Origin of the sequence: Spiroplasma endosymbiont of Megaselia nigra, from assembly GCF_003987485.1 — a bacterium.
In the GTDB taxonomy this organism is placed as follows: Bacteria; Bacillota_I; Bacilli_A; order Mycoplasmatales; family Mycoplasmataceae; genus Spiroplasma.
Genome location: NZ_RCOO01000096.1, coordinates 1 through 4,190, shown reverse-complemented (window position 1 = coordinate 4,190; position 4,190 = coordinate 1). Strand labels below are relative to the sequence as shown.

6 protein-coding genes are annotated in these 4,190 nt (G+C 23.8%); 1 reads left to right on the top strand and 5 read right to left on the bottom strand.

Going from position 1 to position 4,190, the window contains the following annotated elements:
* The coding region (locus D9R21_RS07165; protein ID WP_158613893.1) for an Mbov_0401 family ICE element transposase-like protein at positions 1 to 1,283 on the top strand (1,283 nt) is incomplete at its 5' end.
* 406 nt (positions 1,284 to 1,689) lie between these two features.
* Here D9R21_RS07165 and D9R21_RS04630 read toward each other — a convergent pair.
* The 5 genes from D9R21_RS04630 to D9R21_RS04610 form a co-directional block, all read right to left on the bottom strand.
* Entirely contained in the window at positions 1,690 to 2,343 is a 654-nt protein-coding gene (locus D9R21_RS04630) for an MBL fold metallo-hydrolase (protein ID WP_126821289.1), read from the bottom strand.
* 26 nt (positions 2,344 to 2,369) lie between these two features.
* Positions 2,370 to 3,065 carry a hypothetical protein gene (locus D9R21_RS04625; protein ID WP_126821288.1) on the bottom strand — a complete coding sequence of 232 codons (696 nt, stop codon included), beginning with the start codon at positions 3,063 to 3,065 and terminating at the stop codon, positions 2,370 to 2,372.
* Positions 3,066 to 3,247: 182 nt separating this feature from the next.
* A complete protein-coding gene (locus D9R21_RS04620) occupies positions 3,248 to 3,571 on the bottom strand; it encodes a hypothetical protein (RefSeq protein WP_126821287.1) in 324 nt (107 codons plus the stop codon).
* Between the two features lie 147 nt (positions 3,572 to 3,718).
* Positions 3,719 to 3,937, bottom strand: a complete 219-nt coding sequence (locus D9R21_RS04615; RefSeq protein WP_241568774.1) for a hypothetical protein — start codon at positions 3,935 to 3,937, stop codon at positions 3,719 to 3,721.
* A gap of 11 nt (positions 3,938 to 3,948) precedes the next feature.
* Positions 3,949 to 4,143, bottom strand: a complete 195-nt coding sequence (locus D9R21_RS04610) for a hypothetical protein (RefSeq protein WP_126820562.1) — start codon at positions 4,141 to 4,143, stop codon at positions 3,949 to 3,951.
* Positions 4,144 to 4,190: the final 47 nt, after the last annotated feature.

The following is a 4,190-nucleotide window of genomic DNA, read 5'->3' as shown; positions in this document are numbered from 1 at the left end:
ATAAAAGAATAGAAACAAACAATGAAACTAAAAATTTTTTAATTGAAAGAGATAATGAGATATTTAAATTATATCAACAGGGAAAAATATTACAAGGATATAAGGTTGTATCAAAAATACCAAAAACAATTAAAACAGAAGATGGAGATATACCTTTAAAAAGACGAAGATATGTTAAAAATGATGAAGAAAAAAAAGAAAATATAAATCGTTATCCTTTAGATGAAGAATTAGGTTTAAAAAAATACCAAAGAAATGAACAAAATTTAATAAATAAAATTAATTCATTTTTAGGCGATGGAAAAAGATATAAAGATATTTTAGATACTGTCGAAAATGCTAATATTAGTGAAAGAACAATATCTAATATTTTTAAAAATGCAGATTTAGAAGAAACCGATTACATTAGTAATAAAAATAACAATAAAATTAAAATTTCAAATAATGTTTTATATATTCAAATTGATGGGGCTTTTGAACCAATGCGAGAAAATAAAAAAAGAGTTGAAAATAAAATATTTGCTTCAACTATGCATGTTGGTGTTGATGAAGAAAAATCAACAAAAAACAGAAAAAAAATGAAAAAGAAAAAAGGCGTTTTTCAAATGATGAATAAAAATCATAAGAATAAAAATGATAAATCTAATATTGATAATTTTATTGATAAAATTTTTAAAACAATGGATAATTATGATATTAATGAAGATACTAAAATATTAATATTAAGTGATGGTGAAAAACAAATTAAAAAAATTTACAAAGCAGTAAAAGCAAAATATAAAAATAATACTGTATCATATAGTTTAGATAAATTTCATTTAGTAAAAAGATTTAAAGAATTATTCCCAAATCGTAAGAAAAACCGAATTCATAGATTAAAATATAAATTATCAAAAATATATTTTTTTACTGGAAATTATGAAGCATTATTAGATTTTTTAATGTGTCATTTGCCCTATGTTATTGATAATAAAAAGAAAATTTTATTAGAAACTATTGAATTAATTAAAAATAATAAAGAAGGAATTGAAAATCAAGCATTAGAATATAATATTGGTTGTCACATGGAAGGTGATATATCACACTACATTAAGGCAATTAAGGGGCGTGGCGCGAAAATATATTGTAAAGAAACATTTATCAATATGTTAATTGCTTCAATGTTAAGACTTAATAGTAAAACGAATGAAGAAAAAATTGATAAAACTAATAAAAATAAAGAAAAAATTGAATTTAATATATTTAATTTAAATCAATCTAAAAAGCAATTTTTATCTTTATAAAAAATAAAAAACCTTTTAAAATTAGTAATAACTTTAAAAAGTATTTTTTAGTGTGTCAAAATTCATAATTTTATAAATTATTTCTTCAATTAAAAATTATTTTTTTTAAAAAGTTGAATTTTTTATAAATTTTGTTATCATTTAGTCATAAGCGAAACTTAATTTGTTTCTAATTACTTAATTTTATTAAAAACCTCAAAATAATGTATACTACCAAATTCCAAACTGTTGGTATTGTTGTACCAGATAACCAAGTTGCTTGGTATCAAAAACTAGGTTTTGAACCACAAGATTTATATTTTAACACTTATGTAATGTGCATTACTCACAAGAATAATGTTTTCTTAAATAAAGGGGAAAAGAAAAAGTAGAATGATTCTACTTTTTCTTTTCCCCTTTTAGAAATTTATTCATTTTCTTCTACTGTAATTACTTTTTCAGCAAGAGCATGGGCCATTCGAAATGGTTTATTATGCCCAGGTAACACATGTCATTTTGCATCTAAATTAGTAATGCGACGTAATTCAGTAATAAAGTAATTATCATTACACATAGCTCCGGTATAACCGGGACTTGTTTTATCAGGCATTAAACTAGCACCAGTTGTCACTAAATTTAGCGCTTTAATTCTTAACATTTGAGTTCCCGCGGTATGACCAGGAATATGAAAAACTTCAATGTGATAACCAATTTCTTCAACAACAGTATCACCACTTAAAGCAACAATGTTTGTTAATGGATAATTAATTCCTGGACCTAAAATTGCACCTGTCTCATCGTCAACCTTATGTTGCGACAATAATCGTAAATCAATTTTTTGAATATAAATTTTTAAATCTGGATATTCTTTTAAAACATTATCAAGGCCATCATAATGATCAATATGCCCATGTGTAATAAATAATGCTTTTAAGGTTAATTTTTTTTGTTTAATATATTCAATTGCTCTTCTTGTTGCATTTGATGCATCAATCATAATTGCCTCATTTTGATTATTAATAATTAAATAAACATTTTGGTTATCATATGTTGCATCTACAAAGTTTTTCATTTTTGCCATAAGTTTTTCTCCTTTATGAAACAATTCTATTGATCTGCTGCGGTAAACTCTTCAATAAAATAAGAGTTTTTTTCAATATAATTTAATAAATCTTCAATTAAAAATAAAATGTCATTAATATTATCATGGTCAAATCCCTTAATTTTATTAATATTCATCATATATAATTTTTGAATTAATTCATGTCCGTCATCTTGATGAAGAATTCGATAACCAAACCAACGGGCAATTCCTAATGCTGCCCCTCCTAAAATATGACTTAAAAAAGGATTAATATTAGGATTCTCAAGATGTTCATCATGAAAAGTTGTTCGAATAAAATTGGTTTTAGTTATTTCCGAAATAATGGTTAATAATAAATTAGCATAATCAGTAATAGCAATTATATTTTCCCCATAAGCTTGGATTTCATCATCAATTTTAACAAAAAAATTCATAATCCCTTTATATAAAGCTTTGAAAGAAACAACATCTTTTAAAGCAATATTAGGAATTAAATCTTGATAACGTTCAAAAGCAATCTTTGTTCCTCATACAGCAGTTGAATAAATACTTTCAAAAACTTCTTGCGATGGGCGATATCATTTAAAACGTAAAATAATTTTAGGATCAACAGTCCCAGTTTCTTCTGCTAAAACCTTTTGGGTCAAAGCCATTGCTGTTTTATAATTTAAAGTTGCATCCTTTTTTGCTAATATTTTAATTAAATATTTTTTCTCCATAAATTTTATATCATCCTTTTGCTTTCAATTAATATTATTATAACATTTTTCCCTAAAAAAGTCTTATTAACAAAATAAAACACAATTTAAATTTTTTTAATACTAGACTTTTATTAATAACTCCAAAGAAAAAACCCTTTGAAAAGGGTTTTTATTGTTTTACTTTAAAATCAAAGAATGAATTAATTAGTAAAAGCAAAATCACGAACACTATAACGAGTTTTACCAGTAAAATCATTAAAATTCTTTTTATAAGTAATAGTAATTGCTGTAAAGTTTTCAAGATTAAATTCAGTATTTAATTTTTGTGCTAAATCATTTCATACTACACATTGCACTTCTTCACCATTATCTAAAACTCAAAATTCACATAAATCTCTTATTTGTCCATCTTTACTAGTAACTGTTTTTAATTGCGGTTGTTTTGATGCTAATAAAAACTTTTCATCGTTAATAAATTGTTCATTTTTTTTATTAAATCTGTGTTGTGGTTTATTATTATACATTCTTGCTGCCCCCCTTTCTTATTCAAATGAATATCTAAAATCATACTTTAAATTTTAAAAATAAAAAAAGGAAGATTTATTATATTGTCATATGAACAACAATATTATATCATTAAATTTTTTTTAAAGAGATTATTTTGTAAAAGATTATCCATTTTCTTTGCTATTAATATTGTCTTTTTGCTTTTTAGGCTTTAATTTCTGAGCACATCATTTTTTAACATAGTAAAGTGGATAACCACTTAACATGCCACCTAATACAAGTAAACAATTTCATAACTCTCACATATTATGAGTATTTTGTGCATAATAATACATTGCTAAGATTGAACCAATAAAAGTAATCAAACAATAGACTGCACCCATTTTAGTAAGTACTAATAAAAAGTATTTACTATTTTTTTTATTATATCTTTTTCTTTACGATTTGAATATCATGTATTTCATTTTATAACATCTTGTATATATTCTTCATGTGAATTATATATTTTATTATGGATTGTAGCTTTCTTAAGTAATGAATGAAAACTTTCTATAACAATATTATCTGCACAGTGGTATTTTTTACCCATTGAAATTATAATACCGTTAGAGACACATTTATAGTGATAAATAGCGG